Origin of the sequence: Streptomyces chumphonensis, from assembly GCF_014779715.1 — a bacterium.
Classification (GTDB): Bacteria; Actinomycetota; Actinomycetes; order Streptomycetales; family Streptomycetaceae; genus Streptomyces; species Streptomyces chumphonensis.
The window spans coordinates 89,638-110,731 of sequence record NZ_JACXYU010000018.1 but is presented as its reverse complement, the minus strand read 5'-3'; the positions used below and the strand labels follow the sequence as shown (position 1 = coordinate 110,731).

The window sequence follows — 21,094 nt, the reverse complement described above, 5'->3', positions numbered from 1 at the left end:
ACTGCGCACCGAAGCCGTCATGACCTCCGCCTCTGCCGGCATCGACGACCTCACCCACACCGGTGACAAGACGACGACGACCGTGGCCATGGACTTCGGCCGGATCACCCTCGACCAGGACCTGATCCTGTACCTGTTCGGTACGCCGGGGCAGGACCGGTTCTGGTTCATGTGGGACGACCTGGTGCGCGGGGCGATCGGTGCCGTCGTGCTCGTCGACACGCGGCGGCTGGCGGACTGCTTCCCGGCGGTGGACTACTTCGAGAACAGCGGGCTCCCCTTCGTCATCGCCCTCAACGGGTTCGACGGCCACCAGCCCTACAGCCCCGACGAGGTGCGCGAGGCGTTGCAGATCGGGCCGGACACCCCGATCATCACGACCGACGCCCGGCACCGCGCCGACGCGAAGAGCGCGCTGATCACCCTCGTGGAACACGCCCTCATGGCCCGCCTGCGCTGACGCGGGCCCTGTCGCCCCCGGCCGCACGGGCCCGGGGGCGGGCCTGTCACGGCCGCGGGGCGACGGGTGAACGGCAGCGGATACGCTGAGTCCTCACCGTCCGTCCGAGGCCACCGAAGGGTCACCGCACCGTGCGCATCGCCAGATTCTCCATCGACGGCAACGTCGGATTCGGCGTCGTGGAGGGCGACGCCGACACCGAGCCCGGACTCGTGCTCGACATCATCAAGGGACACCCCTTCGGTGAGTTCGAGCGGTCCGGCCAGAAGGTCCCGCTCGGCCAGGTGCGGCTGCTCGCCCCCGTCCTCCCCAGCAAGGTCGTGGCCGTCGGCCGCAACTACGCGGAGCACGCCGAAGAGCTGGGACACACCGTCCCCGAGACCCCGGTGGTCTTCTTCAAGCCCTCCACCTCGGTCGTCGGCCCCGGCGACCCGGTCGCCTACCCGGCGTTCTCCGCCGACGTCCAGCACGAGGCGGAGCTCGCCGTCGTCATCGGGCGCATGTGCCACCAGGTGCCGCGAGAGCGCGTCGCCGAGGTGGTCCTCGGCTACACCTGCGCCAACGACCTCACCGCGCGCGACGTCCAGCGCGGCGAGGAGCAGTGGGCGCGGTCGAAGGGCTTCGACGGCTCCTGCCCGCTCGGTCCGTGGGTCGAGACCGAGCTGGACCCCGCCGACGTCGCCGTGGCCTGCACGGTCAACGGTGAACAGCGGCAGTTGGGCCGCACCGGCGAGATGGTCCGTTCCGTGGCCGACCTCGTCGTGCACATCAGCGAGGCGATGACCCTCCTGCCCGGCGACGTCATCCTCACCGGCACCCCCGCGGGCGTCGGCCCCCTCAACGTCGGCGACGAGGTCGCCGTCACCATCGAAGGCATCGGCACTCTCACCAACAAGGTGATCAAGCGTGGCTAGCGCAAGCACCCCGGCACCCGTCCGGGTCCGTTTCTGTCCCTCGCCGACCGGCAACCCGCACGTGGGCCTGGTCCGCACCGCCCTGTTCAACTGGGCGTTCGCCCGCCACCACGGCGGCACGCTGGTGTTCCGCATCGAGGACACCGACGCCGCACGGGACTCGGAGGAGTCCTACCAGCAGCTCCTGGACTCCATGCGGTGGCTCGGGTTCGACTGGGACGAGGGCCCCGAGATCGGCGGCCCGCACGCGCCGTACCGGCAGTCGCAGCGCATGGACCTCTACGCGGAGGTGGCGCGGAAGCTGCTCGACGCCGGTCACGCCTACCGCTGCTACTGCACCACGGAGGAGCTGGACGCCCGCCGCGAGGCCGCCCGCAAGGCCGGCCGTCCCTCCGGCTACGACGGGCTGTGCCGCGACCTCAGCGCCGAGCGGGTCGCCGCGTACGAGGCGGAGGGCCGCACGGCCGTCGTGCGCTTCAAGATGCCCGACGAGGCGATCACCTTCACCGATCTGGTGCGGGGCGAGCTGACCTTCCAGCCGGAGAACGTGCCCGACTTCGGCATCGTCCGGGCCAACGGCGCACCGCTGTACACGCTGGTCAACCCGGTCGACGACGCGTTGATGGAGATCACCCACGTGCTGCGCGGCGAGGACCTGCTCTCCTCCACCCCGCGCCAGATCGCCCTGTACCGGGCGCTCGCGGAGATCGGCGTCGGCAACGGCGGCACCCCGCAGTTCGGCCACCTGCCCTACGTGATGGGCGAGGGCAACAAGAAGCTGTCCAAGCGGGACCCGGAGTCCTCGCTCAACCTCTACCGCGAGCGCGGCTTCCTGCCGGCCGGGCTGCTCAACTACCTGTCCCTGCTCGGCTGGTCGCTGGCGGAGGACCGGGACATCTTCTCCATGGAGGAGATGGTCGCCGCCTTCGAGATCACGGCCGTGAACGCCAATCCGGCCCGATTCGACCTCAAGAAGTGCGAGGCCGTCAACGCCACGCACCTGAGGGAGATGCCGGTCGCGGAGTTCGCCGCCGCCTGCGAGCCGTGGCTCAGGGCGCCGTTCGCCCCGTGGAAGCCCGAGGCGTTCGACCGGGCGGCCTTCGAGGAGCTGGCACCGCTGGCCCAGACCCGGCTGACCGTCCTGTCCGACATCACGGCCAACGTGGACTTCCTGTTCCTGGACGAGCCGGTGCGGGACGAGGGCTCCTGGGCCAAGGCCATGAAGCCCGGGGCGGAGGCCCTGCTCGTCACGGCCCGGGAGAGGCTCGCGGCCGCCGAGTGGAACGCCGAGGCCCTGAAGGCCGCCGTCCTCGCGGCCGGCGAGGAGCACGGGCTCAAGCTCGGGAAGGCGCAGGCGCCCGTCCGGGTCGCGGTGACGGGGCGCACCGTCGGCCTCCCGCTGTTCGAGTCGCTGGAGGTCCTGGGCCGCGAGCGCACCCTGGCCCGCGTCGACGCGGCTCTGGGGCGGCTGTCGGCCTGACGGCGGCGTCGTGCCGGGTGGGACGCGACGGGACGTGTGTCCGGCCCCACCCGGACCCGGGGGACGCGGGCGCGGCGGCACAACCCGTTTTGGAGCACCGCACGCGATCGGGTAATGTTCTTCCTGTCGCCGAGCGGGCAGGCCGAAAGGCCGGAACACCGGGAGGCGGCTCACCTGGACGAAACCCCCACCGGGGGTTGAGTTTTGGTGGGGTATGGTGTAATTGGCAGCACGACTGATTCTGGTTCAGTTAGTCTAGGTTCGAGTCCTGGTACCCCAGCGCGATCTTTCTCAGCAAGATCGATGCCCCCGTTGTGTAGCGGCCTAGCACGCCGCCCTCTCAAGGCGGTAGCGCCGGTTCGAATCCGGTCGGGGGTACTGGCTCTCTTCGAGAGCCGTGCTGGGGCCCCCGTTGTGTAGCGGCCTAGCACGCCGCCCTCTCAAGGCGGTAGCGCCGGTTCGAATCCGGTCGGGGGTACTCGATCGACGAAGGCCCGCACCTCTCGGTGCGGGCCTTCGCGCTGTTCAGGACCGGGTTCCCACGCCCTTTCCGTACCGGCGGGTCGCCTCCTCGGCGTGGGCCATGCGCCGAAGGCCCAGCAGAACGGGCTCGTAGAGCACCGTCAGGGCCACGGCGGCTTCCAGCTGCGTCGTGGGCGTCTCGAAACCCTCGACGAGATCCATGTCGTGGGCGGCCAGCTCGCCCGCGAGCCGGGCGTACGGCATCAGGTGCTCCGCCGAACACGGGTAGCCGAGCTGCATGAGCGTGGCCACGGCCGTCACCAGCATCTCCTGGCCCACGGACGTGGTCGCGTGGTCCCATCCCAGCGCGTTCCGCAGCTCGGCGACGCGTCCGCCGGCGGCCTCCAGCACCTCGGGGTCGACGGCGGATCCTCGGGGCGGCGGGAGGGACTCCACGGCGATGCCGAGCCGTGCGTCGTGGGGCAGCGACGCGTCCTCGATGGCGTGGAGCACCTCCTTCGCCGTGGCCACCGGCACGCGGCCGACCTGGATGAGCGCGCGCACCAGGCCGAGGCGGCGTACATGCTCCTCGCCGTACTCGGCCTGGGTCGCCGTGACCCGCTCGCCGGGCGGCAGGAGCCCCTCCCGGAGGTAGTACTTGATCGTCGCGGTCGGCACCCCGCTGCGTCCGCTCAGTTCCGCCAGTCTCATGCCGGTGATTCTCCCGTCTTCGCCGTTCACCCCTGAGGGGCCTTGCGCCCGACCGAGGGAGAGTGGCACTATCCAATCACGGGATAGTGTTGCTATCCAATACGGTGTGAGACGTCACGCGGGCCGCCGACGGCGCGTTCGCGTGCCGCGTGGACGAGGGGACGGGTGTCATGGCGCACGCAGTCGTCGAAGGACGGATGACCGCTGCGATCGAGGGGGAGGTCACCGTCTTCCTGATCGGGTTGCGCATCAACCGGTTGCGTTCCGTGCGCAGCTGGTGGCCGGCGTTCACGGCGATGCCGCGCATGCTCAAGGAGCTGAGCCGGGACGAGACGAGCGGCATGATCGGTTACCGGCTCCTGAGCGGGGGGCCGCGGCTCTTCTTCGTGGTGCAGTACTGGGCGTCGCACGAGAAGCTGATCGCGTACGCCTCCGCGCAGGACAAGGAGCACCGCCCGGCCTGGACGGCGTTCAACCGCCGGGCACGGCAGGCCGCAGGTGCCGTGGGGATCTGGCACGAGACCTACGTCGTGCCCGCGGGGGCCTACGAGGCCATTTACGTGTCTATGCCGCCCTTTGGGCTGGGTGCCGCCACCGGCGTCATACCGGTGGGGCGCAGAGGGGAACGGGCGGGCGCGCGGCTGCGGCTCAGCTCCTCGGAGCAGGGCTGAGCCGCAGGGGCGGGAGAGTGGTTCCGGTGCGTGCCGCCGACGGCGTTCAGCCGCGCCGCAGGGCCTCCGAGAGGCGGTTCGCGGCGTCGACGATGGCCTGGGCGTGCATGCGGCCCGGGTGCCGAGTGAGCCGCTCGATCGGTCCGGACACCGATACGGCCGCCACGACGCGGTTGGACGGGCCGCGCACGGGGGCCGAGACGGAGGCCACGCCCGGTTCCCGTTCGCCGACGGACTGCGCCCAGCCACGGCGTCGTACGCCGGAGAGGGCGGTCGCGGTGAACCGGGCCCCCTGGAGGCCGCGGTGCAGTCGTTCCGGCTCCTCCCAGGCCATGAGGATCTGGGCGGCCGAGCCGGCCTTCATCGGGAGCGTGGAGCCGACGGGAACGGTGTCGCGCAGGCCGGAGAGCCGCTCGGCCGCGGCCACGCAGATGCGCATGTCGCCCTGACGCCGGTAGAGCTGCGCGCTCTCCCCGGTGACGTCGCGGAGGTGCGTCAGGACGGGACCGGCCGAGGCCAGCAGCCGGTCCTCGCCGGCGGCGGCCGCCAGTTCGGACAGGCGGGGGCCCAGGATGAACCTGCCCTGCATGTCCCGGGCGACGAAGCGGTGGTGTTCAAGTGCCACCGCCAGTCGGTGCGCCGTCGGTCGTGCCAGCCCGGTCGCGCTCACCAGCCCGGCGAGAGTGGCCGGACCGGACTCCAGAGCGCTCAGTACCAGAGCTGCCTTGTCGAGAACGCCCACACCACTTGAGGCGCCGCTAGAGTTGTCCATGCGTCGATACTCGCGTCTCACATTACGAAACGCAAGTTCAATATCTCCGGAAACCCGCCAGGCTGGAGTGACGGCCACCACCTGGGCATCCCCAGCGGCGGGGCAAGGATCTCTATATGGGGTCGGCGGCGCGGCCGACCGGAGGGATAGCGATGGGACGGACACTCGCGGAGAAGGTCTGGGACGACCATGTCGTTCGGCGTGTGGAGGGGGAGCCCGACCTGCTCTACATCGATCTTCATCTGCTGCACGAGGTGACCAGCCCGCAGGCCTTCGACGGCCTGCGCAAGAGCGGGCGCCAGGTGCGGCGCACCGACCTCACCATCGCCACCGAGGACCACAACACCCCGACCCTCGACATCGACAAGCCGATCGCCGACCCGGTCTCGCGGACCCAGCTGGAGACCCTGCGCAAGAACTGCGCGGACTTCGGTGTGCGGCTGCACCCCCTGGGCGACGTCGAGCAGGGCGTCGTGCACGTCGTCGGCCCCCAGCTGGGGCTGACGCAGCCGGGGATGACCGTGGTGTGCGGTGACAGCCACACCTCCACCCACGGTGCCTTCGGAGCGCTGGCCTTCGGTATCGGCACCAGCCAGGTCGAGCACGTCCTGGCCACGCAGACACTGCCGCTGGCGCCGTTCAGGACGATGGCGGTCACGGTCAACGGCGAACTGCCCGAGGACGTCACCGCCAAGGACCTCATCCTCGCCGTGATCGCGAAGATCGGCACCGGTGGGGGTCAGGGCTACGTGCTGGAGTACCGCGGCGAGGCCATCGAGAAGCTGTCGATGGAGGCGCGGATGACCATCTGCAACATGTCCATCGAGGCCGGTGCCCGGGCGGGGATGATCGCTCCCGACGAGACCACCTTCGCCTATCTCCAGGGCCGTCCCCACGCGGCCGAGGGCGCCGACTGGGAGGAGGCCGTCGCCTACTGGCGGACGCTGCGGACCGACGACGACGCGGTGTTCGACCACGAGGTCGTCATCGAGGCCGCCGAGCTGGCACCGTTCGTCACCTGGGGCACCAACCCCGGCCAGGGCGCGCCGCTGTCCGCGAGCGTCCCGGACCCGGCCTCCTTCACGGACGTCAGTGAGAAGCTCGCGGCGGAGAACGCCCTGACCTACATGGGTCTGTCCGCCGGCCAGCGCCTGCGGGACATCAAAGTCGACACCGTGTTCGTCGGCTCGTGCACCAACGGCCGCATCGAGGACCTGCGCTCGGCCGCGGCCGTCATCGAGGGCCGCCAGGTCGCCGACGGCGTCCGGATGCTGATCGTGCCGGGCTCCGTGCGCGTCGCCCTCCAGGCCGTGGAGGAGGGGCTGGACAAGGTGTTCACCGCGGCGGGGGCCGAATGGCGGCACGCCGGTTGCTCGATGTGCCTCGGTATGAACCCCGACCAGCTGGCCCCCGGCGAGCGCTCGGCCTCCACCTCCAACCGCAACTTCGAGGGCCGGCAGGGCAAGGGCGGGCGGACCCACCTGGTCTCCCCGCCGGTGGCCGCCGCCACGGCGGTACTCGGGCACCTCGCCTCGCCCGCCGACCTGTCCGACAACGCCGTGCCCGCGGGAGTCTGAACACCATGGAAGCCTTCACCACCCACACCGGCCGGGCCGTTCCGCTGCGCCGCAGCAACGTCGACACCGACCAGATCATCCCCGCGCACTGGCTGAAGAAGGTCACCCGTGACGGGTTCGAGGACGGCCTCTTCGAGGCGTGGCGCAAGGACGGGGCGTTCGTGCTGAACCAGCCCGAACGCCAGGGTGCCACCGTTCTGGTGGCGGGCCCCGACTTCGGCACCGGTTCGTCGCGGGAACACGCCGTCTGGGCCCTGCAGAACTACGGTTTCAAGACGGTGGTCTCCTCCCGCTTCGCCGACATCTTCCGAGGCAACTCGCTCAAGAACGGCCTGCTCACCGTGGTGCTTCCGCAGGAGACGGTGGACGCGCTGTGGCAGCTCACGGAGGAGGACCCGGCAACGGAGATCACCGTCGACCTGGTGGCGCGCAAGGTCCTCGCGCCCGGTGTCGAGGCGGACTTCGAGCTGGACGAGAACGCCCGCTGGCGTCTTCTGGAAGGGCTGGACGACATCAGCATCACCTTGCAGAACGAGGGCGACATCGCCGCCTACGAGAGCGGACGTCCCTCCTTCAAGCCACAGACGCAGGCGGCCTGAGCCAGGGGCCGACTCCCCGTTCGCAGCATCGCGGTGCCCCGTTCTCCGGAACGGGGCACCGCGTTTTCGTGTGCTTCGGACGGGTACGCGCGGCTGCGAAATCGACCCGTTTACCGCGCAGTTGGCTGGAAAGGTAGCCTGGGTGGCTGGAAGTGCACTGGTCCACCCGGGCGGAGCGTTGAGGCCCCACGAGGCGACAACTCCCCCCAGATGGCACAATCGGTGCATGGACGGCGATGACGAACTGGCTCTGTACGGTCTCGTCGCCGACCGGCTCAAGGAAGCGCACCGCAAGGTGCGCGCACTGCAAGTCCCGGAGGGCGAACGGGAGGCGCTCACCCGGAAGCTGCTCGTCATCACGGCGGCGGCGAAGCACGACCTGGCCTCGGCGGCGCGGAGGCTCGAACGGCTGATGGAGGAGATCGACGGCCGCCGCTTCCCTTCTGCATGACCGGCGGAGTTCGTTGCGGCACAAGGGTGATTAGCCCGTTTCGTGTTTGATTTGCGGTATATATCTGCCTACCGTGCGAAAAAGCGTGAACACCATTCGTGACGGAATGCCTCTGAAGGGGAAGACGTGAACAAGGCGCAGCTCGTTGAAGCAATCCAGGACAAGCTGGGCGGTCGGCAGCAGGCCGCGGACGCGGTCGACCACGTACTGGACGCGATCGTCCGCACGGTGTGCGCGGGCGAGCGTGTGTCGGTCACCGGCTTCGGCTCGTTCGAGAAGGTCGAGCGCCCCGCGCGGTACGCTCGCAACCCGCAGACCGGCGAACGGGTTCGGGTCAAGAAGACGGCCGTGCCCCGCTTCCGGGCGGGTCAGGGGTTCAAGGACCTGGTGAGCGGCGCCAAGAAGCTCCCGAAGAACGACGTCGCGGTCAAGAAGGCCCCCAAGGGCAGCCTCTCGGGCGGCACGACGACGAAGAAGGCGGCCACGAAGAAGGCCGCGGCGAAGAAGGCGGCGGCCAAGAAGACCACCGCCAAGAAGACCGCTCCCGCCAAGAAGACGAGCGCGGCCAAGACCGCGACGAAGAAGACGGCGACCGCGAAGAAGTCCAGCCCGGCCAAGGCCGCGGCGAAGAAGGCGGCGGCCAAGAAGACCACGGCCAAGAAGACCGCCGCGAAGAGCGCGCCGACGAAGAAGAGCACGGCGAAGAAGGCGCCCGCGAGCAAGACCTCCGCGCGCAAGACCGCCGCGAAGAAGAGCGCGCGCAGCCGCTGAGCCTCCGCTCACGCCGTCGGGCCGGGCCCCACGGGGGAGCCCGGCCCGCAGCACGTCCCCACCGCGAACCCTCGACCGCCGCGGCCCGCGCGGTACACCGGGGATGGCGCAGGCCATAGGCTCTGTCCATGCAGGCCACCGCGTACACCTTCGATCCGCAGACCCGCACGGGCAGCGTCCTGTTGGACGACGGCACCCCCGTGCCGTTCGACGCCGCCGCCTTCGACGCCGGAGGGTTGCGGCTGCTCCGGCCCGGGCAGCGGGTGCGCATCGAGACGACGGGCGGTGGCGAGGAGCGCCGCGTCACCCTCGTGACGCTGCAGACGTTCTGAGCGTGTGCCGTCCCACTCCGAGCTCCAGTGCCGCCCGCAGATCCGCTCCGGTGTCGACGTCCCGCCGCACGCTGTCCACGCCGACGAGGGCGACCTCGCCGGCTCCGGACCGCCGGTGACGTTCGCGGGACGCACCGCCGAAACGCGGCTCCAGTTCGTTTCCCGGCCGCGCGGAAAGCAAGGTGGTGCCCACCCCCGCGGCGTCCGCGAGAAAGGCCCGCGGAAATTCCTCCGCGGCGTTGAGAACGCGCGTCAATTCCTCGGGGCGCAACGCGGGCAGGTCGGCGTTGAGGGCGGCCACCGCCGAGCGGGGGCGGCGGGAGCGTACGGTACGCGCGCCGTGGCGCAGGGCCGGGTTCAGGCCACCGCCCGGAGGGTCCCCGAGTACCCGGGCGCCCAGTGCCGTCAGGGCCCGTCGGGCCACGGCGTCGTCCGTGACGACCACCACATCGGCAACCGCCGGGCATTCGAGCGCTGCCGCCACGGTGTCCTGGGCGAAGGCCAGGGCCAGCCGGGGGCGCAGTGCCTCTCCGAGTGCCCCGGCCAGTCTGCTCTTGGCCCGGCCCAGCGGTTTGAGGGGAACGACCAGGGACCAGCCGGCCCGGGCACTCGTCGCGTGCGGCATCGGGCCCATTCTCTCCCCGCTGCGGGGCCTGGGGTTACGGTGTCCTCGACAGGGCCGTGGCCGAGGGCCACACTTGTGCGGTTGTCCCCGGCGCACAGTGCGAGCCGGCCGGTCCGGCAACCGGTCCGGTGCGAAGAGCAAGAGGAGATGGTGTCCCGGTGTCCCGCCGAAAAATCGGGTTCTGGTACCGCTTGGCCGCGGCCATCGTCAAACCCGTCCTGCTCCTCCTCTTCCGTCGGGACTGGCGCGGAATGGAGAACATTCCGGCCGAAGGCGGATTCATCGTCGCCGTCAATCACAACTCCTATCTTGATCCACTGGCGTACGCGCATTTCCAGTACAACACGGGACGGGTTCCCCGATTTCTGGCGAAAGTGAGCCTGTTCGGCCGCGGTTTCGTGGGAGCCGTCATGCGGGGCACCGGGCAGATCCCCGTGTACCGGGAGTCCGCCGACGCGGTCGGTGCCTTCCGTGCCGCCGTCGACGCCATCAGCAAGGGCGAGTGTGTGGCCTTCTACCCCGAAGGCACCCTCACCCGTGATCCGGAGCTGTGGCCGATGGAGGGCAAGACGGGCGCGGCCCGCGTGGCCCTGCTGACGAAGGCACCGGTCATTCCCGTCGCCCAGTGGGGGGCGCACGAGGTGGTGCCGCCGTACGCCAAGCGCAAGCGGGTCCGTCTCTTCCCGCGCAGGACGCTGCGCGTGCGGGCGGGGAAGCCGGTGGACCTCTCGCGCTTCCACGACCGGGAGCCCACGGCCGAGGTGCTCAGGGGGGCCACCGACGCGATCATGGACGCCATCACGGGCGAACTGGCCGAACTCCGGGGCGAACCGGCCCCCGCCGAGCGCTACGACCACCGCAGGGTCGTGGCGGAGGAGCGCCGCAACCGCCGCACGCGCGGCACGGGCCGGGGCGGGGCGACGGCGCCGCAGCCGGACCGGGACCCCTCCGGGCCTCCCCGCACCAAGGCCACCGAGGGGGAGTCCGCGTGACGAAGGCAGCGGTGTTCGGCACCGGATCGTGGGGCACCGCCTTCGGCATGGTGCTCGCCGACGCCGGCTGTGAGGTGACGCTCTGGGGCCGCCGGCCCGAACTGGCCGCCGCCGTCAACGCCCGGCACGTCAACCCGGACTACCTGCCCGACGTGGACCTGCCCGCGTCGTTGCGGGCCACGACCGACCCTGCCGAGGCCGCGCGCGACGCGGAGTTCACGGTGCTGGCGGTCCCCTCCCAGTCCCTGCGGGACAACCTCGCGCGGTGGACGCCGCTCCTGTCGCCCGACACCGTCCTGGTCTCGCTGATGAAGGGCGTGGAGCTGGGGAGTACGAAGCGGATGAGCGAGGTGATCCAAGAGGTCACCGGGGCGTCGCCGGACCGCGTCGCCGTGCTCTCCGGACCCAACCTGGCCAAGGAGATCGCCACCCGGCAGCCCGCCGCCTCCGTCGTCGCCTGCCGTGACGAGCAGGTGGCCCGTCGGCTGCAGAAGGCCTGCCACACGCCCTACTTCCGCCCCTACACCAACACCGACGTCGTGGGCTGTGAACTGGGCGGTGCGGTCAAGAACGTCATCGGGCTGGCCGTGGGCATCGCCGACGGCATGGGGCTCGGCGACAACGCCAAGGCGTCGCTGATCACGCGGGGGCTGGCCGAGACGACCCGGCTCGGGCTGGCGCTCGGTGCCGACCCCGCGACCTTCGCCGGGCTGGCCGGGCTGGGCGACCTGGTCGCGACGTGCTCCTCACCGCTCTCGCGGAACCACACCTTCGGCACCAACCTGGGGCGCGGCATGACGCTGGAGGAGACCATCGCCGTCACCCGGCAGACCGCCGAGGGCGTCAAGTCGTGCCGTTCCGTCCTGGACCTGGCGCGTCGGCACGGCGTCGAGACGCCCATCACCGAGACCGTCGTGGAGATCGTGCACCACGGCAAGGCGCCGCTCGTGGCGCTCAAGGAGCTGATGGCCCGCAGCGCCAAGGCGGAGACCCGCTGACGCGAGGCGTGTGCCGCGTCCCGGACCGCCGCCGGGGCGGGACGCGCGCCCGGGGACGTGCCGCGCTGCGCTCCCGGGCGCCCAGCCGGTAATCTCAAGCCGATGAGCACGTCAGAGACACCCAGCGCCTCCGCCCGTCCGCCGCGCAAGCCGCGCGTCGCCGTCGTCTTCGGCGGCCGCAGCTCCGAGCACGGCATCTCCGTCCTCACCGCCGGCGCGGTGCTGCGCGCCATCGACCGCGAGAAGTACGACGTGCTGCCGATCGGCATCACCGCGGACGGACGCTGGGCCCTCACCGCCGACGCACCGGACCGCATGGCCATCACCGACCGGGAGCTGCCGAACGTGGCCGAGCTGGCCCGGTCGGACACCGGCGGCGTCGTCATGTCCGTCGACCCGGCGAGCCGCGAGGTCGTTTACAGCGAGCCGGGCAGCGTGCCCACGGTTCTCGGCGAGGTGGACGTCGTCTTCCCCGTCCTGCACGGCCCCTACGGGGAGGACGGCACCCTCCAGGGCCTGCTGGAGCTGTCCGGCGTCCCGTACGTCGGCTCCGGAGTGCTGGCGTCGGCCGTCGGCATGGACAAGGAGTACATGAAGCGGGTCTTCGCCTCCTACGGCCTGCCCGTCGGCCCCTTCACCGTCATCCGCCCCCGCGAGTGGGACCGGGACCAGGCCGGGGCCCGCAAGAAGGTCGTCGACTTCGCCGGCGAGCACGGCTGGCCGGTCTTCGTGAAGCCGGCGCGGGCGGGCTCGTCGATGGGCATCAGCAAGGTCGACGACCTCACCGGACTCGACGACGCCATCGAGGAGGCGCGTCGGCACGATCCGAAGGTCATCGTCGAGTCCCTGCTGCGCGGCCGGGAGATCGAGTGCGGTGTGCTGGAGTTCGGTGACGGCCCGCAGGCCAGCGTGCCCGCCGAGATCCCGCCCGTCACCAGCCACGACTTCTACGACTTCGAGGCCAAGTACATCGACTCCGCCGCGGGTGTCGTCCCCGCGCCCCTCACCGAGGAGCAGACCGCCGAGGTGCGCCGGCTCGCCGTGCTCGCCTTCGAGGCGGCCTCCTGCGAGGGCCTGGTGCGGGCGGACTTCTTCCTCCTGGACAACGGACGGTTCGTCCTCAACGAGATCAACACCATGCCGGGCTTCACACCGATCAGCATGTACCCGCGCATGTGGCAGGAGACCGGTGTCGGCTACCCCGAGCTGGTGGACCGCCTCCTCCAGGCGGCCCTGCACCGCTCCACGGGCCTGCGCTGAGCCGCGCCGCGGCGGCGGGCCCGGCCGTCAGGTCGGCGACCGCGGCACGGTCGTGGCGACGGGCCGGGCGAGGTCGGTGAGCGCGTTGACCTCGGGTGCGTACGCGGCCGGGACGGTCACCTCCACGAAGGCGTCCCGGCCGACCGTCGTGAACCGGTGTCCGTCCGCCAGCTCCTCCAGGAGCCAGTCGACATCGTTGACCACCACCGCCTCCGCCAGCGGGTTGTAGTGTTCACTCCCGGACGTCAACCGCTCGGGGCGCCGCACACCGCAGCGCAGCTCGATGCCGGGATCGCCCCACACCGCCGTGTAGTCGGACACCGGCTCGCGCGTGACGCGCTCCTGCCCGTCCACCCGCTCGGGCAGCGCCTCGGCGAGGTCCCGACAGGCCGAGGCGGCGGCCCCCGAAGGGCTCGGTACCGCAGGGCCCGACGGGGAGCCGAAGGAGCAGCCGGCGAGCAGGGCGGCGGCGGACACGGCGGCCGTGCGCACCGTGAGGCGGCCCGGCGGGGCGGAAGGGGCGGCGGGGCGGAGCGGTCACGCCGCGAGCATACGGGGGAGCTAGAGATGCACGACTGGGCAGGTCAGGGTACGGGTGATGCCGTCCACCTGCTGGATCTTGGCGACGACGAGCCGCCCCAGGTCGTCCACGGTGTCGGCCTGGGCGCGGACGATGACGTCGTACGGACCCGTCACGTCCTCGGCCTGGACCACACCGGGCAGGTCGGCGATCACCTCGGCGACGGTCGACGCCTTGCCGACCTCGGTCTGGATCAGGATGTAGGCCTGTACCACGGAACCTCCAGGGCGGCTTCGAGGATCATGGGGGTGGAAGGGACGCTACGGTATCGCGTCGTCACCACCAGCGGCGAGCATTGTGAAAGGGCAGACGGATGCTGAGTTTCCCCGGGGGCCGCCCCCCGACCCCTGGGACCGTCGGCGAACTCGGGGAGTTCGGCCTCATCCGGGAGCTGACCTCCCGGCTGACCGCCACACCGGCGGTCAAGCTGGGGCCGGGTGACGACGCCGCCGTGGTCGCCGCCCCCGACCGGCGCGTCGTGGCCAGCACCGACGTGCTCCTGGAGGGCCGGCACTTCCGGCGTGACTGGTCCACCGCCTACGACGTGGGCCGCAAGGCGGCCGCGCAGAACCTCGCCGACATCGCCGCCATGGGCGCCGCTCCCACGGCGCTGCTCCTCGGCCTCGTCCTGCCAGCGGACCTGCACGCCACCTGGCCGGTGGAGCTCATGGACGGGCTGCGGGACGAGTGCGACGTCGCCGGGGCGGCCGTCGTGGGCGGCGACATCGTGCGCGGCGAGACCATCACCCTCGCCATCACCGCCCTCGGCGACCTGCGGGGCCGGGAGGCCGTCACCCGTGCCGGAGCCCGGCCCGGCGACGTCGTCGCCGTCACCGGGTGGCTGGGCTGGTCAGCGGCCGGGTACGCCATACTCCAGCGCGGCTTCCGTTCCCCGCGGGCCTTCGTGGAGGCCCACCGCCGCCCGGAGCCGCCCTACCACGCCGGTCCGGCGGCCGTCGCACTCGGCGCCACGGCGATGACGGACGTCAGCGACGGCCTCATCGCCGACCTGCGGCACATCGCCACGGCCAGCAAGGTCTGCATCGACCTGCGCACCGAGGCGTTCGACGTGCCGGCGCAGATGCACGACATCGGCCAGGCCGTCGGCGTCGACCCGTTGCAGTGGGTGCTCACCGGGGGAGAGGACCACGCGATCGTCGCCACCTTCCCCCCGGACCGCAAACTGCCCGCGCGCTGGCGCGTCGTGGGGGAGGTGCGGCACCCGTCGGCGGTGTCGCGCGTGACCGTCAACGGCGCTTCCTGGCAGGACGGCGGGGGCTGGGACCACTTCCGAGGAGAGTCATGACGGACAGCGGGCACACGCCGCGGCCACCGGTACGCGTCCTGACGGTCGCCGGCTCGGACTCCGGCGGGGGCGCCGGAATCCAGGCCGACCTCAAGACGATGATGGCGCTCGGCACGCACGGCATGAGCGTGCTGACGGCCGTCACCGCGCAGAACTCCCTCGGCGTGCAGGGTGCCTGGGAACTGCCCACCGAGGCGGTGCGCGCGCAGTTCCGCAGCGTCGTCGACGACATCGGGGTGCAGGCGGTCAAGACCGGCATGCTCGCCTCAGCGGAGCTGGTGGGCACGGTCGCGGGGCTCCTGCGCCCCCTTGACGTGCCGGTGGTCGTGGACCCCGTCGGCGTCTCCAAGCACGGCGACCCGCTGCTCGCGGCGGAGGCCCTGGAGACCGTCCGCACCGAGCTGCTCCCGACCGCCACCGTCGCGACCCCCAACCTGGACGAGGTGGCGCAACTGACCGGCGTCACCGTGACCTGCGAGGACGACATGCGTCGGGCGGCCGGGGCCGTCCTCGCGCACGGGCCGCGCTGGGCGCTCATCAAGGGCGGCCACCTGCCGGGCGAGGCCACGGACCTGCTCACCGACGGCTCGGCGGAGCACTGGCTGCGGGCTCCCCGGCACGCGGTCCGGCACACGCACGGCACGGGCTGCACGCTCGCCAGCGCGGTGGCGGCGGAGCTGGCCAAGGGCCGCGCGGTGCCGGAGGCGGTGGCCCGGGCCAAGGAGTACGTCACCGGGGCCATCGCCGCCGGTTTCGCCCTCGGCGCGGGAATCGGACCCGTCGACCACGCCTGGCGGCAGCGCGGCGACACACGGTGAGGCGGTCCGGGCAGCACAAAGCCGGTCCGCGCGGGGCGGACCGGCTTGCGGCAACCGTCAGGGGCTGCGCTGCGACTTATCGCGTCAGCGCGAGACCTTGCCGGCCTTGATGCACGAGGTGCAGACGTTGAGGCGCTTCGGCGTCCGACCGACCACGGCACGCACGCGCTGGATGTTGGGGTTCCAGCGACGCGGGGTGCGGCGGTGCGAGTGGGAGATGCTGTTGCCGAAGCCCGGCCCCTTGCCGCAGACGTCGCAGTTGGCAGCCACGGGTCACTCCAAAGACTTCAGATACACGTACGGTGGGTCCTGGCGTCGCAGGATGCAGACCCAACGCATCGGAACTCACGTTTCGGGGCTGACCGGCAGTGCCAGGGAGACGGCCGCCCGACGCAAGCGCGTCAGGCAACCGAAGCAGCATACAACGACAGCTCACGGACCCCGAAATCAGCACCTTCGCCCGCCGCCCCGCCCACCGCGGGAGCCGCCCCCGGGCCGGGCGGATCGCGGACTCGGGCGGCTACCCTTCCCCGCTGGGCCCCGTGGGCCGCGCGGTCGGGACGCCGGCGCGGTCACGGGACGTGCGGGGCCGGGGACGAGTTGAGGAGGTGCGTCGCCCGGTGCCGAACACCCTGGACGCCGCCACGGTCCACGCCTGGTGCGAGCACGCGCTCGACGCGCTGGGCGTCGCCCGCGAGACGATCGACGCGATCAACGTCTACCCCGTGGCCGACGCCGACACCGGGACGAACCTGTACCTGACCGTGGAGTCGGCCGCCCAGGCCGTCGAGGCGGCCCGCGCGGGCGAGCCGACACTCGCCGAGGCGACCGCCGCCATGGCCCACGGCGCGCTGCTGGGGGCGCGGGGAAACTCCGGCACGATCCTCGCCCAGCTCCTGCGCGGCCTGGCCGACGGCACCGCGGCGGGCGGCGACCTGCGCTCGGCGCTGGACGGAGCGGCCCGGCTGGCCAGGGCGGCCGTCGCCCGGCCCGTCGAGGGCACGATCCTCTCCGTCGCCACCGCCGCCGCGCAGGCCGCCGCCGAGGCGCCCGGGGACGACGCCGACGTGGCGCGCGCCGCCTGCGCGGAGGCCCGCGCCGCCCTGGCCGCGACGCCGGACCGGCTCCCGGCCCTGGCGGGGGCGGGCGTCGTGGACGCCGGGGGCTACGGGCTCGTCGTCCTGCTGCAGGCCCTCGTCACCGCGCTCACGGGAGAACGGCCGACGGAGCCGCTCGCCGACCGTGCCGCCACCGGGGGCGAGGTGTGCGCGCCGGGCACCCCGGCTCCCGACGGTCGTCCCGGAACGCCGGGGGGCCCGGCGTTCGAGGTGATCTACCTGCTGGACGCGCCCGCCCCCGCCGTCGAGGTCCTGCGGCGCCGGCTCGACGCCCTCGGCGACTCGCTCGTCGTCGTCGGCGGCGACGAACTCTGGCACGTCCACGTGCACGTCGACGACGCCGGAGCCGCCGTGGAGGCCGGGATCGAGGCCGGCCGACCCCACCGGGTCCGGATCACCCACCTGGCCGGTCCGGCGGGCGGCGCGGCCCCGACCGTCGTGCCGGATCCGGTGGAACGGGCCGTGGTCGCCGTCGTGCCGGGGGAGGGGCTGGCCCGGCTGTGCACCGAGGCGGGCGCCGTCGCCGTCACCGTGCGCCCCGAGGAGCCCCTCGGCAGCGGGGAGTTGGCCGTCGTCGTCCGGGAGGTCCACGCCCGCGAGGTGGTGCTCCTGCTCGGCGGCCCGGAGCTGCGGCACACGGCTGCGGCCGCCGCGCAGCAGGTGCGGGCGGCCGGGGTGCGGGTGGCGATCATTCCCGCCCGCTCACCCGTCCAGTCGCTGGCGGCCCTCGCCGTGCACGCGGCGGAACGGCGGTTCGACGAGGACGTGGTGGCGATGACGGCCGCGGCGGGCGCGACGCGGTACGCCGAGCTGGCCGTGGCGGAGCGGCGGTCCTGGACGACGCGGGGCGTCTGCGAGGCCGGTGCCGTGCTCGGCATGATCGACGGTGACGTCGCGGTGATCGGGGACGATCTGACGGCCTGCGCCCACGAGGTGCTGGACCGGATGCTGGCGGCCGGCGGCGAGCTGGTCACCCTGGTCCTCGGCACCGGCGCACCCGACGGGCTGAGCCGCCTGCTGCGGGACCGCGTGCGCCGCGCCCATCTGGGGGTGGATGTCGTCAGCTACGCGGGGCACCAGCCGTCGCCCCTGCTGATCGGCGTGGAGTGACCGCGATCGGCGTGGGGTGACCGGGGAGGCGGCCCGCGGGAGGGCGGCGGCGGCCGCGGTGGGGGCCCGGATGCGGGCCGATGTCGGCGCCGTGGGCGAAGATGGGCGGCACGATGGAGAGTCCACTGGCCGAGCCCCTGAAGAAGACGGTCGGCGGCACCACCGCGAAGGTGCTCGCCGACCACCTCGACCTGCACACCGTCGGGGACCTGCTGCACCACTACCCGCGCCGCTACGCCGAGCGCGGTGAGCTGACGCGGCTGGCCGACCTGCCGCTGGACGAGCACGTCACCGTCGTCGCCCAGGTGGCCGACGCGCGGCTGCTGTCGTTCAACCGGGGGCGCGGTCAGCGGTTGGAGGTGACGCTGACCGACGGCAGCGGGCGGCTGAGGCTCGTCTTCTTCGGTCGCGGCGCCTACGCCCACGAGAAGAAGCTCCTGCCCGGCCGGCGCGGCATGTTCGCGGGCAAGGTCTCCGTCTTCAACCACAAGCTGCAGCTCGCGCACCCCGACTACAAGCTGCTGGACGACGAGAGCGACCAGCAGGCCGTCGAGCGGTTCGCGGGCGCCCTGCTGCCCCTCTACCCGGCGGTCAAGCAGCTGAACTCCTGGAAGATTGAGCAGGCGGTGGACACCGTCCTCGGCTCCATGGCCGCCATCGGCTGGAAGGGCCTCACGGACCCGCTGCCCGAGTCGCTGCGCGCCGGACGCGGTCTGCTGCCCCTCGCCGAGGCCCTGCACGCCGTGCACCGCCCCCGCTCCTGGGCGGACGTGCACGCGGCGCGGGCCCGTCTGAAGTGGGACGAGGCGTTCGTCCTCCAGGTGGCCCTCGCCCGGCGCCGGTCCGACGAGGCGCACCTGCCCGCTGTCCCGCGCACCGCACCGCCCGACGGCATCCTCGACGCCTTCGACGCCCGGCTGCCGTTCACCCTGACCGAGGGACAGCGGCGGGTCAGTGACGAGATCTTCAGCGATCTGGCCGCCGCCCACCCCATGCACCGGCTGCTCCAGGGGGAGGTCGGCAGCGGCAAGACGATGGTCGCGCTGCGGGCCATGCTCACCGTGGTGGACGCCGGGGGGCAGGCCGCGATGCTGGCCCCCACGGAGGTCCTCGCGCAGCAGCACCACCGGTCGATCGTGGAGATGCTCGGGGACCTCGCGGAGGGCGGCATGCTGGGCGGCTCCGACCGGGGCACCAAGGTCGTGCTGCTGACCGGGTCGATGGGCGTGCCCGCCCGCAGGCGCGCCCTGCTGGAGCTGGCGACCGGCGAGGCCGGCCTCGTCATCGGCACGCACGCGCTGATCGAGGACAAGGTGCGGTTCCACGACCTCGGACTCGTCGTCGTGGACGAGCAGCACCGGTTCGGGGTCGAGCAGCGCGACGCCCTGCGGGCCAAGGGCAAGCAGCCGCCGCACCTGCTGGTCATGACGGCCACGCCCATCCCGCGCACCGTCGCCATGACCGTCTTCGGCGACCTGGAGACGTCGGTGCTCGACCAGCTCCCGGCCGGCCGCTCACCGATCGCCACCCACGTCGTGCCCGCCGCCGACAAGCCGCACTTCCTCGCCCGCGCGTGGGAGCGCGTGCGGGAGGAGGTGGAGGGCGGCCACCAGGCGTACGTCGTCTGCCCGCGCATCGGTGAGGACGCCGACTTTGACGCCGCCGCCGACGGGGCCGCCGACGCCCGTGACACCGGGGACGGCACCGCCGCGGATCCGGACGGGGACGCCGGCGCGGACGCGGCCGACCGGCGCCCGCCCCTGGCCGTGCTGGAGGTGGCCGGGCAGCTCGCCGAAGGACCGCTCGCCGGGCTGCGGGTGGTCGCGCTGCACGGCCGGATGGCGCCCGAGGCGAAGGACGAGGTGATGCGCCGCTTCACCGCCGGCGAGCTGGACGTGCTGGTCGCCACCACGGTCATCGAGGTCGGGGTCAACGTCCCCAACGCGACGGCCATGGTGATCATGGACGCCGACCGGTTCGGCGTCTCCCAGCTCCACCAGCTCCGCGGCCGTGTCGGCCGGGGCTCCGCGCCGGGGCTGTGCCTGCTGGTCACCGACGCGCCGGAGGCGAGCACGGCGCGGTCCCGACTGGACGCCGTGGCGGGCACCCTCGACGGCTTCGAGCTCTCCCGGATCGACCTGGAGCAGCGCCGGGAGGGGGACGTCCTCGGGCAGGCCCAGTCCGGTGTGCGCTCCAGCCTGCGGATGCTCACCGTCATCGAGGACGAGGACGTCATCGCCGAGGCCCGGGCCGAGGCCACGGCCGTCGTCGCGGAGGATCCGGCGCTGGAGCACCACCCGGCACTGCGCACGGCCCTCGCCGCGCTCCTCGACGAGGACCGCGAGCGCTACCTCGACAAGGGCTGAACACCCCTCCCCCCGCCCGCTCCTCGCCCCCGGCCGCCCCGCCCCCGCCGCCGCGGGCGGCCCGTCCTCGGCCGAGGACGACTGTCAGTGGCGGCTGAGAGAATGGGACAAGTCCGCGCCGATCCGTCAGGGGATGGGCGAAGCAGGACGTACTTGGGGGTCTCATGGCATTCCGCCACATCAACGAACTGCCGCTGGGGGACAAGGTCTTCAGGATCGAGCTCGCCAGTGACGACGACGCCACGGTGACGCTCGGCCTCACCGGCTGGCACGAGTCCGCACCCGACACCCCGCTCGCCTCCGGAGCGCTCACCCTGCCGCTGGCCGACGTGCCCGCCCTGCGGATCGCGGTCAACCGCGCGCTGCGCGCCCTCGCCCTCGCCGCCGACGTCTCCGAGCCCATCCCGGACCGGGACGTCCTGCGCGAGCTGTTCCCCGGCCACGGCGCCCCCTGGGTGCCCCAGCACGAGGAGGACCTGACCCGCCGCTTCCACGCGGGCGAGACCCTGGCCCGGATAGCCGCCCGGTTCGGCCGCACGCCGGACTCGGTCCGCACCAAGCTGCGCGAGCTGGGCCACGACCCGCGCCGCCCCGAGCACTGCCCGCCCGACGGCTGCCTGTCCTGGTCGCGCTACGCCTCCCCGGCGCTCGTCGGGGCCCCGCAGGCGTCCGGCGACTGACGGCGGCGGGCGGCGCGCCTCCGGCGGCCCGTGCCGAGGGC

General features: G+C 72.5%; 23 protein-coding genes and 3 tRNA genes. 20 read left to right on the top strand and 6 right to left on the bottom strand.

Annotated features, from left to right (window positions below; all coding sequences use genetic code 11):
• The first annotated feature begins 1 nt into the window (after position 1).
• From IF129_RS24295 to IF129_RS24270, 6 genes are all read left to right on the top strand, one after another.
• Positions 2 to 460 carry a GTP-binding protein gene (locus IF129_RS24295; RefSeq protein WP_224755499.1) on the top strand — a complete coding sequence of 153 codons (459 nt, stop codon included), beginning with the start codon at positions 2 to 4 and terminating at the stop codon, positions 458 to 460.
• Between the two features lie 131 nt (positions 461 to 591).
• Positions 592 to 1,374, top strand: coding sequence for a fumarylacetoacetate hydrolase family protein (locus IF129_RS24290; protein ID WP_191211959.1), 783 nt, complete (start codon positions 592 to 594; stop codon positions 1,372 to 1,374).
• Positions 1,367 to 2,854: a glutamate--tRNA ligase gene (gene gltX / locus IF129_RS24285; RefSeq protein ID WP_191211958.1), complete on the top strand. Its 1,488-nt coding sequence runs from the start codon at positions 1,367 to 1,369 to the stop codon at positions 2,852 to 2,854. Before IF129_RS24290 ends, gltX begins: the two co-directional genes overlap by 8 nt.
• Positions 2,855 to 3,062: 208 nt before the next feature.
• Positions 3,063 to 3,134: transfer RNA gene (locus tag IF129_RS24280), tRNA-Gln, on the top strand.
• Between the two features lie 25 nt (positions 3,135 to 3,159).
• Positions 3,160 to 3,232, top strand: a tRNA-Glu gene (locus tag IF129_RS24275).
• A 27-nt stretch (positions 3,233 to 3,259) separates the two neighbouring features.
• A tRNA-Glu gene (locus IF129_RS24270) sits at positions 3,260 to 3,332 on the top strand.
• A 47-nt stretch (positions 3,333 to 3,379) separates the two neighbouring features.
• On the opposite strand, the gene IF129_RS24265 is transcribed toward IF129_RS24270, so the two are convergent.
• Positions 3,380 to 4,027 carry a MerR family transcriptional regulator gene (locus IF129_RS24265; RefSeq protein ID WP_191211957.1) on the bottom strand — a complete coding sequence of 216 codons (648 nt, stop codon included), beginning with the start codon at positions 4,025 to 4,027 and terminating at the stop codon, positions 3,380 to 3,382.
• A gap of 197 nt (positions 4,028 to 4,224) precedes the next feature.
• Here IF129_RS24265 and IF129_RS24260 point away from each other — a divergent pair, with 197 nt between their 5' ends.
• The gene (locus IF129_RS24260; protein WP_224755498.1) at positions 4,225 to 4,698 is read left to right on the top strand and encodes a DUF4188 domain-containing protein; all 474 of its coding nucleotides are present in this window, start codon (positions 4,225 to 4,227) and stop codon (positions 4,696 to 4,698) included.
• A 46-nt stretch (positions 4,699 to 4,744) separates the two neighbouring features.
• Here the strand turns inward: IF129_RS24260 and ndgR are convergent, their stop codons facing one another.
• Entirely contained in the window at positions 4,745 to 5,470 is a 726-nt protein-coding gene (gene ndgR, locus IF129_RS24255; protein WP_191211955.1) for an IclR family transcriptional regulator NdgR, read from the bottom strand.
• 152 nt (positions 5,471 to 5,622) lie between these two features.
• Here ndgR and leuC point away from each other — a divergent pair, with 152 nt between their 5' ends.
• The 5 genes from leuC to IF129_RS24230 all read left to right on the top strand — a co-directional run bounded on the left by leuC (position 5,623) and on the right by IF129_RS24230 (position 9,200).
• Positions 5,623 to 7,047 (top strand): 3-isopropylmalate dehydratase large subunit, encoded by a 1,425-nt coding sequence (gene leuC / locus IF129_RS24250; RefSeq protein WP_191211954.1) that lies wholly within the window; start codon positions 5,623 to 5,625, stop codon positions 7,045 to 7,047.
• A 5-nt stretch (positions 7,048 to 7,052) separates the two neighbouring features.
• Complete coding sequence (leuD, locus tag IF129_RS24245; protein WP_191211953.1) at positions 7,053 to 7,646, top strand: 3-isopropylmalate dehydratase small subunit; 594 nt, start codon at positions 7,053 to 7,055, stop codon at positions 7,644 to 7,646.
• Positions 7,647 to 7,872: 226 nt separating this feature from the next.
• Complete coding sequence (locus IF129_RS24240; protein WP_191211952.1) at positions 7,873 to 8,097, top strand: SCO5555 family protein; 225 nt, start codon at positions 7,873 to 7,875, stop codon at positions 8,095 to 8,097.
• A 126-nt stretch (positions 8,098 to 8,223) separates the two neighbouring features.
• The gene (locus tag IF129_RS24235) at positions 8,224 to 8,868 is read left to right on the top strand and encodes an HU family DNA-binding protein (protein WP_191211951.1); all 645 of its coding nucleotides are present in this window, start codon (positions 8,224 to 8,226) and stop codon (positions 8,866 to 8,868) included.
• A gap of 128 nt (positions 8,869 to 8,996) precedes the next feature.
• Entirely contained in the window at positions 8,997 to 9,200 is a 204-nt protein-coding gene (locus tag IF129_RS24230; protein WP_191211950.1) for a hypothetical protein, read from the top strand.
• Here the strand turns inward: IF129_RS24230 and cofC are convergent.
• Entirely contained in the window at positions 9,172 to 9,825 is a 654-nt protein-coding gene (cofC, locus tag IF129_RS24225) for a 2-phospho-L-lactate guanylyltransferase (RefSeq protein WP_224755497.1), read from the bottom strand. The genes IF129_RS24230 and cofC overlap by 29 nt on opposite strands.
• A 158-nt stretch (positions 9,826 to 9,983) precedes the next feature.
• On the opposite strand from cofC, the gene IF129_RS24220 reads away from it, so the two are divergent.
• The 3 genes from IF129_RS24220 (at position 9,984) to IF129_RS24210 (ending at position 13,075) form a co-directional block, all read left to right on the top strand.
• On the top strand, positions 9,984 to 10,817 hold the full coding sequence (locus IF129_RS24220; protein WP_191211948.1) for a lysophospholipid acyltransferase family protein: 834 nt from the start codon (positions 9,984 to 9,986) through the stop codon (positions 10,815 to 10,817).
• Between the two features lie 47 nt (positions 10,818 to 10,864).
• The gene (locus tag IF129_RS24215) at positions 10,865 to 11,815 is read left to right on the top strand and encodes an NAD(P)H-dependent glycerol-3-phosphate dehydrogenase (RefSeq protein WP_224755525.1); all 951 of its coding nucleotides are present in this window, start codon (positions 10,865 to 10,867) and stop codon (positions 11,813 to 11,815) included.
• Positions 11,816 to 11,917: 102 nt separating this feature from the next.
• Entirely contained in the window at positions 11,918 to 13,075 is a 1,158-nt protein-coding gene (locus IF129_RS24210) for a D-alanine--D-alanine ligase family protein (RefSeq protein ID WP_191211946.1), read from the top strand.
• Between the two features lie 27 nt (positions 13,076 to 13,102).
• On the opposite strand, the gene IF129_RS24205 is transcribed toward IF129_RS24210, so the two are convergent.
• Together IF129_RS24205 and IF129_RS24200 are read right to left on the bottom strand one after the other, a co-directional pair.
• Complete coding sequence (locus IF129_RS24205) at positions 13,103 to 13,552, bottom strand: DUF3515 domain-containing protein (protein WP_318153920.1); 450 nt, start codon at positions 13,550 to 13,552, stop codon at positions 13,103 to 13,105.
• Positions 13,553 to 13,636: 84 nt separating this feature from the next.
• On the bottom strand, positions 13,637 to 13,870 hold the full coding sequence (locus IF129_RS24200; protein WP_191211944.1) for an Lrp/AsnC family transcriptional regulator: 234 nt from the start codon (positions 13,868 to 13,870) through the stop codon (positions 13,637 to 13,639).
• 98 nt (positions 13,871 to 13,968) lie between these two features.
• Here IF129_RS24200 and IF129_RS24195 point away from each other — a divergent pair, with 98 nt between their 5' ends.
• A complete protein-coding gene (locus IF129_RS24195) occupies positions 13,969 to 14,961 on the top strand; it encodes a thiamine-phosphate kinase (protein ID WP_191211943.1) in 993 nt (330 codons plus the stop codon).
• The gene (gene thiD / locus IF129_RS24190; RefSeq protein ID WP_191211942.1) at positions 14,958 to 15,779 is read left to right on the top strand and encodes a bifunctional hydroxymethylpyrimidine kinase/phosphomethylpyrimidine kinase; all 822 of its coding nucleotides are present in this window, start codon (positions 14,958 to 14,960) and stop codon (positions 15,777 to 15,779) included. Before IF129_RS24195 ends, thiD begins: the two co-directional genes overlap by 4 nt.
• Positions 15,780 to 15,863: 84 nt before the next feature.
• Here thiD and rpmB read toward each other — a convergent pair whose 3' ends face one another.
• Positions 15,864 to 16,049 carry a 50S ribosomal protein L28 gene (gene rpmB, locus IF129_RS24185; RefSeq protein WP_028426177.1) on the bottom strand — a complete coding sequence of 62 codons (186 nt, stop codon included), beginning with the start codon at positions 16,047 to 16,049 and terminating at the stop codon, positions 15,864 to 15,866.
• Positions 16,050 to 16,399: 350 nt separating this feature from the next.
• On the opposite strand from rpmB, the gene IF129_RS24180 reads away from it, so the two are divergent.
• From IF129_RS24180 to IF129_RS24170, 3 genes are all read left to right on the top strand, one after another.
• A complete protein-coding gene (locus IF129_RS24180; protein ID WP_191211941.1) occupies positions 16,400 to 18,007 on the top strand; it encodes a DAK2 domain-containing protein in 1,608 nt (535 codons plus the stop codon).
• 113 nt (positions 18,008 to 18,120) lie between these two features.
• Positions 18,121 to 20,373 (top strand): ATP-dependent DNA helicase RecG, encoded by a 2,253-nt coding sequence (recG, locus tag IF129_RS24175; protein WP_191211940.1) that lies wholly within the window; start codon positions 18,121 to 18,123, stop codon positions 20,371 to 20,373.
• Between the two features lie 164 nt (positions 20,374 to 20,537).
• Positions 20,538 to 21,053, top strand: coding sequence for a hypothetical protein (locus IF129_RS24170; RefSeq protein WP_191211939.1), 516 nt, complete (start codon positions 20,538 to 20,540; stop codon positions 21,051 to 21,053).
• Positions 21,054 to 21,094: the final 41 nt, after the last annotated feature.